The 8,046-nt window shown below is 52.9% G+C and carries 7 protein-coding genes; all 7 read left to right on the forward strand.

The features are described from left to right. Positions 1-123: 123 nt before the first annotated feature. Entirely contained in the window at positions 124-2,034 is a 1,911-nt protein-coding gene (locus K2G43_RS05600; protein WP_300153431.1) for an ATP-dependent DNA helicase RecQ, read from the forward strand. Positions 2,035-2,154: 120 nt separating this feature from the next. After that, positions 2,155-3,114 carry a tetratricopeptide repeat protein gene (locus K2G43_RS05605; RefSeq protein WP_297644314.1) on the forward strand — a complete coding sequence of 320 codons (960 nt, stop codon included), beginning with the start codon at positions 2,155-2,157 and terminating at the stop codon, positions 3,112-3,114. A gap of 27 nt (positions 3,115-3,141) precedes the next feature. After that, the gene (locus tag K2G43_RS05610; protein ID WP_297644313.1) at positions 3,142-3,891 is read left to right on the forward strand and encodes an endonuclease/exonuclease/phosphatase family protein; all 750 of its coding nucleotides are present in this window, start codon (positions 3,142-3,144) and stop codon (positions 3,889-3,891) included. A 499-nt stretch (positions 3,892-4,390) separates the two neighbouring features. Continuing rightward, positions 4,391-5,239, forward strand: coding sequence for a prephenate dehydratase (locus K2G43_RS05615; RefSeq protein WP_297644312.1), 849 nt, complete (start codon positions 4,391-4,393; stop codon positions 5,237-5,239). Further along, positions 5,214-6,404 carry an aminotransferase class I/II-fold pyridoxal phosphate-dependent enzyme gene (locus K2G43_RS05620; protein ID WP_297644311.1) on the forward strand — a complete coding sequence of 397 codons (1,191 nt, stop codon included), beginning with the start codon at positions 5,214-5,216 and terminating at the stop codon, positions 6,402-6,404. Before K2G43_RS05615 ends, K2G43_RS05620 begins: the two co-directional genes overlap by 26 nt. Positions 6,405-6,534: 130 nt before the next feature. Beyond that, positions 6,535-7,605: a bifunctional 3-deoxy-7-phosphoheptulonate synthase/chorismate mutase type II gene (locus tag K2G43_RS05625; protein WP_297644310.1), complete on the forward strand. Its 1,071-nt coding sequence runs from the start codon at positions 6,535-6,537 to the stop codon at positions 7,603-7,605. A gap of 102 nt (positions 7,606-7,707) precedes the next feature. Further along, a partial coding sequence (locus K2G43_RS05630; RefSeq protein WP_300153434.1) for a prephenate dehydrogenase/arogenate dehydrogenase family protein occupies positions 7,708-8,046 on the forward strand: 339 nt, incomplete at its 3' end.

Raw genomic sequence — 8,046 nt, forward strand, 5'->3', positions numbered from 1 at the left:
CCCCCCCCCCCCCCCCTGTTTTTTTTACTCATCCGCCCCCCACCGACACCTACACACCACTCGTCGTCGCCAGCGCCCGAGGTGTAAAAGAGCCCGGCGGGGCCGGGGCCGAGGCGGCAGGGGTTGCAAGGGCTACTGCAGGGGCTTCTTTCACACTATTGGGGCTACTCCTCCTTCCGGGGCATCCAGCAAGAGATTATCGAGAGCATCAGTGCGGGCAAGGACACGTTGGGACTTATGCCCACGGGAGGCGGCAAATCCATCACCTTCCAAGTGCCCGCATTGGCTCAAGAAGGATTGTGCCTGGTCATCACTCCCCTGATTGCCCTCATGAAAGACCAGGTGCAGAACCTGAAGAAACGGGGCATCAAGGCACTTGCCATCTATTCGGGCATGAGCCGGCAAGACATCGTCGTCACATTGGAGAACTGCATCTTCGGCAACTACAAGTTCCTCTACATATCGCCCGAACGGCTTGATACCGACATCTTCCGCATCAAATTGCAGAAGATGAAAATCAGCATGATTACGGTGGACGAGAGTCACTGCATCTCGCAATGGGGATACGACTTCCGACCCGCCTACCTGAAGATAGCGGAGATACGCGAACTGCTGCCCGGCGTACCCATGCTGGCACTGACCGCCACCGCCACGCCGGAGGTGGTAGAGGACATCCAGACCCGCCTGCTCTTCCGCCAGCAGAATGTGTTCCGCATGAGCTTCGAACGCAAGAACCTTGCCTACATCGTCCGTAAGACGGATAACAAGACAGGCGAACTGCTGCACATACTGCGCCGTATGCCCGGCAGCGCCATCATCTACGTGCGCAACCGCCGGCGAACAAAAGAAATCACCGAACTGCTGCAGAACGAGGGCATCACCGCCGACTTCTACCATGCCGGACTGGACAACGCCACCAAAGACATCCGCCAACAACGCTGGCAGACGGGTGAAAGCCGCGTGATGGTGGCCACCAACGCCTTCGGCATGGGGATAGACAAGCCGGATGTGCGGATTGTACTCCACCTGGACCTCCCCGACTCCATCGAAGCCTACTTCCAAGAAGCCGGACGTGCCGGACGGGACGGACAAAAGGCGTATGCCGTCATCCTGTATGCCAAATCGGACCGGGCAACCCTGCACAAGCGCATTCCCGACACTTTTCCGGAAAAAGAGTATATAAAAAAAGTGTACGAGCATCTGCAATACTACTACCAGATGGCGATGGGAGACGGCCTGGGCTGTGTGCGCGAGTTCAACATCAAGGACTTCTGCTGGAAATTCGAGCATTTCCCCGTTCCGGTGGACAGTGCCCTGAAGATTCTGACGCAAGCAGGATATCTGGAATATACCGACGAACAGGACAACGCTTCCCGGCTGCTGTTCACCTGCCGAAGAGACGAGCTCTACAAACTGAGGGAGATGGGCGAAGAGATGGACAAACTCATCCAAGTGGTGCTGCGCACCTACACCGGGGTATTCACGGACTACGCCTTCATCAGCGAAGATGCATTGGCGGTGCGCAGCGGACTTACCCGCCGGCAAGTCTATGAGCAACTCATCCAACTGGCAAAAATGCGCATCGTCAGCTATATTCCACACAAAAAGACACCTTACATAATATACACGCGCGCGAGGGTGGAGACACAACACCTGCAAATACCTTCCACCATTTACGAAGAGCGCAAAGAGCGATATGAGAAACGCCTCAACGCCATGCTGGACTACGTCGGCAACGACACCGTATGCCGCAGCCGCCTGTTGCTTCACTACTTCGGAGAAAAGAACGAACACAATTGCGGACAGTGCGACACCTGCATCAGTCTGCGAAAGAGCGCCCAAGGCACCGGTGCCCCGAGTGAAAAAGAGCTGTCGCAAAAGATTCTACAAACCTTGAGCGAATCTTCCATGCTCCCTTCCGCATTGGCAGAAGCGATACCTGCCGATAAAGAAGCCCTCGCTCGCACCTTGCGCCGGCTGCTGGACGAAGGCAACATAATTACCACTGACGGAATACTGCAAATCAAAAAATAAATCACTATTTTTGCCGTTGGAAAAGAATGACTTGTCACTGAAAAAGAAATGCCTATCAGCCCTTGTCCGCCTTTTCCCCCTTTAATTTTCAATTTTCAATTCTTAATTTTCAATTAACCTATGGGATTCTTTAAATCTTTCTTCTCCGGAAAACCGGCAAACCCGGCAGACGAGAAACAAAAAAACGAACAGAAGAATTTTGAGATATTCAAGTACGACGGCATGCGTGCCCAGCGTATGGGCCGTGCGGATTATGCCATCAAATGCTTCACGGAAGCCCTTGCCATTCAAGAAGACTTTGAGACCATGAGCTACCTGGCACAAGTATATATCCAAACCAACCAACCGGAGGAAGCGCGCAAGCTACTGGAGCGCATGACCGAAATAGAGCCGACACACACCGCCACTTACCTCCAGCTCGCCAACGTATGCTACATGCAGGAAGATTATCCTGCCATGGCGGAAAGCGCCAAGAAAGCCATCGGAATAGAAGAAGGAAACGCCATAGCCCACTATCTGCTTGCCAAGGCCGACAACGGACAGGGAGACGGCCTGATGTGCATCGCCCACCTCACCAAGGCCATCGTGCTGAAAGACGACTTCCTCGAAGCCCGCCTGCTTCGCGCCGAAGCACTGGTACAAATGCGGCAATACAAGGATGCCACGGAAGACATCGACGCCATCCTGGCGCAAAACCCGGAAGAAGAGAGCGCCCTCCTGCTTCGCGGAAAGATAGCGGAAGCCGCCGGCGAAACGGAAAAAGCCGAAGCCGACTATCGGAATGTGACGGAGCTGAATCCCTTCAACGAACAGGCGTTCCTCTGCTTAGGCCTGCTCTACATCTCACGGAAGCAACTGGACGAAGCCATCGAACTCTTTACCGAAGCCATCGAACTGAATCCCGGCTTCGCGCAGGCCTACCACGAACGCGGACGCGCCAAACTGCTGAACGGCGACAAGGAAGGCTCCATGGAAGACATGAAGAAAGGGCTGGAACTGAATCCCAAAGAAATTCAGCGTTTCGACGGGCAATACGACAACCGGCCGGGCGGAAACCAAACAGACATCTTAGGATTGTAATCAAAAAAACACCTATCACCAACATCCATGAAACAAATTCTTTTTTCACTACTGCTCTTTATGGCATCCGTTGCCACCTTCGCACAGAAGGTGAACATACTTTCCTACAATGTACACAACTGCATCGGACTGGACGGACAACGGGATTACCAACGTATAGCCACGGTCATCCTGCAAGCCAACCCCGACGTGGTCGCCATCCAAGAAGTAGATAGCGCCACCACCCGCAACGGAGGCGTTTATGCCCTGGGCGAATTGGCAAAGCATACTCAAATGCACGGTATATTTGGAGCCGCCATCCCCTACCAGGGTGGGAGCTACGGCATAGGGATCCTCTCTAAAGAGAAACCGATGCAATATAAAATCATCCCGATGCCCGGCAGAGAAGAAAAGCGTGCCTTGATTGTCGCCGAATTCGAAGAGTATGTGTTCTGCGCCACGCACCAGTCCCTCACACCCGAGGACCAGGAATTGTCCGTTCCTCTGATAGTGGAAGCATTGAAAGACATCCGCAAACCTATATTCATGGCCGGAGACATGAACTCACTCCCTACAGACAAGCCCCAGCAGATGCTTGCCGGGCACTTCACAACACTGAGTGACACCGCCGCCTTCACCTTCCCGGCTGACAAACCGGAGCAGTGCATCGACTACATCTATGCCTACTCCCGCAACAACCATCAATTTAAAGTAAAGAAACAGAAGGTAATAGCCGAAACGGCAGCTTCCGACCATCGCCCGGTTCTGGTAAAGGTACAGAGCAAAAAAAAGAAGTAGAGGGAGCTATTTAAGAGAAGGAGTTATTGGGAGTTGGAAGCCATAACTCCCCCAGGCTGTCCGCGAACTTCCATTATGCTTTCTTTTAGGCACGGATTACACGAATCTCACGGATTTTTTCTTTGCTTGAACCGTGAAATCCGTGTAATTCCGTGCCTAAAATCAGAACAACATGTAAACAGCAACCAGTTTTTTTCTGACAACCTCCCCCAAAAAAGCTTTGTAAAAAAAACAAGCTTTTTTATTTGTATTTAAAAGAAAAGCATTACTTTTGCCACATAATTCAAAAGAAACAGAGAATATAAGTATGAACCAGTTTACTTACGCATATTACTTCTTTTTTTACTTTTACTTTAGCCGGAAAGTAGAGCGGGAGTTTGTATGTGTCAAGTGACAGTGATGCTTAAGAACTGAGTAAGAAAACAAGCAATATACTAAAATCCCGCTCCTATGTATGGAGGCGGGATTTTTTTATGGAACATAACCAAGACGAAGAAGAATGAAAAAGGTAGCTATTCAAGGAACATTAGGCTCGTATCATGACATTGCGGCGCACAAGTATTTTGAAGAAGAAGGGATAGAGCTAATCTGCTGCGCAAGCTTCGAAGAGGTGTTCGAAGCCGTCAAGAAAGAGAGCCAGACCATCGGCATGTTGGCCATAGAAAACACCATCGCAGGCAGCCTGCTGCACAACAACGAGTTGCTGCGGCAGAGCGGCACACAGATTGTAGGCGAATACAAGCTACGCATCTCACACAGTTTTGTTTGTCTGCCCGACGAGGATTGGGCCGACATCACCGAAGTCAACTCCCACCCCATCGCCCTGATGCAGTGCCGCGAATTCCTCGGCCGACATCCCCAAATCAAAGTCGTGGAGGGCGAGGACACCGCCCTGAGCGCCGAAATCATCAAGAAGGAGAATCTGAAAGGACATGCCGCCATCTGCTCCAAAGCCGCCGCCGAACGCTACGGCATGAAGGTGTTGCAAGAGGGCATCGAGACCAACAAGCACAACTTCACCCGCTTCCTGGTAGTGGCCGACCCCTGGCAGGCGGACGAGCTGAACCGTCATCGGAACAAGGAGGTGAACAAGGCAAGCATGGTCTTCACACTGCCTCACACCGAAGGAAGCCTCTCGCAAGTGCTCTCCATCCTCTCCTTCTACCGCATCAACCTGACAAAGATTCAGTCGCTGCCCATCATCGGACGGGAATGGGAATACCAATTCTACGTGGATGTCGTCTTCGACAACGTACTGAGATATAAACAATCCATCACGGCCATCACCCCGCTGACCAAACAACTGAAAATATTAGGAGAATATGAAGAATACAGAACAAATCTTTAAAGGAATAGCTCCCGCCGACCGTCTGGCAAGCGTGAGCGAATACTATTTCTCGAAGAAACTGAAAGAGGTGGCGAAAATGAACGCCGAAGGAATGGACGTCATCAGCCTGGGCATCGGAAGCCCCGACATGCCGCCTTCCGAAGAGACCGTACGCACCCTTTGCGAAGCTGCCCAAAACCCTGACGGACACGGCTACATGCCCTACGTCGGCATTCCCGAGCTGCGCCGCGGCTTTGCCGCCTGGTACAAGAAGTGGTACGACGTGGACCTGGACCCCAACACAGAGATACAGCCGCTCATCGGTTCCAAAGAAGGCATCCTGCACGTCACGCTGGCCTTCGTCAATCCCGGCGAACAGGTGCTGGTGCCCAATCCCGGCTACCCCACCTACACCTCGCTGAGCAAGATACTGGGCGCAGAGGTGGTGAACTACAACCTGAAAGAGGAGAACGGCTGGATGCCCGACTTCGACGAACTGGAGCAGATGGATCTGAGCCGCGTGAAGCTGATGTGGACCAACTATCCCAACATGCCCACCGGAGCCAACGCCACCCCGGAGCTCTACCGGAAGCTGGTGGACTTCGCCCGCCGCAAAGGCATCGTCATCGTCAACGACAACCCCTACAGCTTCATCCTGAACGAACATCCCCTCAGCATCCTCAGCGTACCGGGAGCCAAAGAGTGCTGCATCGAGTTCAACTCCATGAGCAAGAGCCACAACATGCCGGGCTGGCGCATCGGCATGCTCGCCTCCAACGCCGACTTCGTGCAATGGATTCTGAAAGTGAAGAGCAACATCGACAGCGGCATGTTCCGCGCCATGCAGCTTGCAGCCGCCACCGCCCTCGAAGCCGGGCAGGATTGGTACGACGGCAACAACCACAACTACTGCAATCGCCGCCGCCTTGCCGGTGAAATCATGCACACCTTAGGATGCACCTACGACGAGAAGCAGGTAGGCATGTTCCTCTGGGGCCGGATCCCCGACAGCTGTGCCGACGTAGAAGAGCTGACCGAACGGGTGCTGCACGAAGCCCGTGTCTTCATCACCCCCGGCTTCATCTTCGGAAGCAACGGAAAGCGCTACATCCGCATCTCCCTCTGCTGCAAGGACGACAAACTCGCAGAGGCGCTGAGAAGAATAAAGGAGGTAGAGGGAATTTAGAAGGAGTTAGAGGGAGTTAGAAGCCAATAGTTCTGCTTACACAAGTCGGAGTATTGGCCTTTAACTCCTTCTAACTCCCGAATAACTCCCGATAACTCCCTAAAAAAAATAAACATTATAAACTAAATATATGGAACTTGAATTAGAACCCATCAAACTGCAAGGCATCGAAGACAAACGCCCACTGGTGATTGCCGGCCCTTGCAGCGCCGAGACCGAAGAACAGGTAATGAACACCGCCAAGCAACTGGCAGATAAAGGAATCAAGTTGTTCCGTGCCGGCATCTGGAAACCGCGCACCAAGCCGGGAGGCTTCGAAGGCATCGGCGTGGAAGGCCTTGCCTGGCTGAAAAACGTGAAAAAGGAGACCGGCATGTATGTCACCACCGAAGTGGCCACCGCCAAACACGTCTATGAATGCCTGAAAGCAGGCATAGACCTGCTATGGATTGGCGCACGCACCACCGCCAACCCCTTTGCCATGCAGGAGATTGCCGATGCCCTGAAGGGTGTTGACATCCCGGTACTGGTGAAAAACCCCGTAAACCCCGACCTGGAACTGTGGATTGGCGCACTGGAGCGCATCAACAATGCCGGACTGAAACGTCTGGGTGCCATTCACCGGGGCTTCAGCAGCTACGACAAGAAGCTCTACCGCAACCTGCCCCAGTGGCACATCCCCATCGAGCTGCGCCGTCGCATCCCCAACCTGCCCATCCTCTGCGACCCCAGCCACATCGGCGGAAAACGCGAACTGGTTGCCCCGCTCTGCCAGCAAGCCATGGACCTGAACTTCGACGGACTGATTGTAGAAAGCCACTGCAATCCGGAACGTGCCTGGAGCGACGCCGCACAGCAAGTCACTCCGGACGTATTGGACTACATCCTCAACCTGCTCGTCATCCGCAAAGAGACACAGACCACCGAAAACCTCAACGAACTGCGCAAACAGATTGACGAGTGCGACAACAACCTCATTCAGGAACTGGCCAGACGGATGCGCGTGGCACGCGAAATAGGCACCTACAAGAAGGAGCACAGCATGACCATCCTGCAAACCGGACGCTACAACGAAATTCTGGAAAAGCGTGGCTCGCAAGGCGCCCTCTGCGGCATGGATGCTGAATTCATCAAGAAAGTGTTCGAAGCCATACACGAAGAGAGCGTGAGACAACAGATGGAGATTATTAATAAGAATTAAAAAATTGAGAATTGAGAATTGAGAAATAACAGTTCCCTCTTCATGCTTTGTGCGGCACTGCTATTTCTCAATTCTCAATTCTCAATTCTCAATTTAAGAATCATGCGAATATTAATCCTCGGAGCCGGAAAGATGGGCTCCTTTTTTACAGATGTGCTGAGTTTCCAGCACGAAACAGCCGTGTTCGACGTCAACCCACACCAGCTGCGGTTCGTTTACAACACCTACCGCTTCACCACACTGGACGAAATCAAGGAATTTGAACCGGAACTGGTCATCAACGCCGCTACGGTGAAATATACCTTAGAAGCCTTCCGCCAGGTGCTGCCCGCGCTGCCCAAAGACTGCATCATCAGCGATATCGCCTCGGTGAAGACCGGACTGAAGAAATTCTACGAAGAGAGCGGCTTCCGCTACGTCTCCACCCACCCCATGTTCGGC

Source organism: Bacteroides sp. (genome assembly GCF_029057325.1).
Classification (GTDB): domain Bacteria; phylum Bacteroidota; class Bacteroidia; order Bacteroidales; family Bacteroidaceae; genus Bacteroides.

What these genes read in the sequence shown, in the direction of transcription:
- K2G43_RS05610 (WP_297644313.1), top strand. Translation starts at nt 3,142, where the DNA reads ATGAAACAAATTCTTTTTTCACTACTGCTCTTTATGGCATCCGTTGCC.
- K2G43_RS05605 (WP_297644314.1), top strand. Translation starts at nt 2,155, where the DNA reads ATGGGATTCTTTAAATCTTTCTTCTCCGGAAAACCGGCAAACCCGGCA.
- K2G43_RS05625 (WP_297644310.1), top strand. Translation starts at nt 6,535, where the DNA reads ATGGAACTTGAATTAGAACCCATCAAACTGCAAGGCATCGAAGACAAA.
- K2G43_RS05620 (WP_297644311.1), top strand. Translation starts at nt 5,214, where the DNA reads ATGAAGAATACAGAACAAATCTTTAAAGGAATAGCTCCCGCCGACCGT.
- K2G43_RS05615 (WP_297644312.1), top strand. Translation starts at nt 4,391, where the DNA reads ATGAAAAAGGTAGCTATTCAAGGAACATTAGGCTCGTATCATGACATT.